This window comes from Pseudomonas sp. SIMBA_041 (assembly GCF_046535095.1).
GTDB classification, from domain to species: domain Bacteria; phylum Pseudomonadota; class Gammaproteobacteria; order Pseudomonadales; family Pseudomonadaceae; genus Aquipseudomonas; species Aquipseudomonas mucoides.
The window spans coordinates 1-253 of sequence record NZ_JAWRXJ010000634.1 but is presented as its reverse complement, the minus strand read 5'-3'; the positions used below and the strand labels follow the sequence as shown (position 1 = coordinate 253).

At 59.7% G+C, this 253-nt stretch carries 1 pseudogene; it reads right to left on the bottom strand.

The features are described 5' to 3' along the window. Positions 1 to 11: 11 nt before the first annotated feature. A pseudogene (locus SB725_RS32645) lies at positions 12 to 253 on the bottom strand (hypothetical protein); the annotation flags it as partial.

The following is a 253-nucleotide window of genomic DNA, read 5'->3' as shown; positions in this document are numbered from 1 at the left end:
TAGGCCTCATCTCATTTGCCTCCGGTCAAGATTTGCAGCGGGGCCAGGCCGCGCTGGACGCTTGAATTGACCATGTTCGAGATGCCGTTGCCGGAACCTGAGCCACGCCCCCCAGCGAGGTTGGGCAGTTGTGTCTGGTTGGTAAGATTGCCGCCCAGGTTGTTGGTCTGTTGATTGACCAGGGCACTGATGCCAGCACCGCTGCTGATGCTGGCGAAGTCACCGTCGCTCAGTTCGTGGGTCTGTCTGAGGA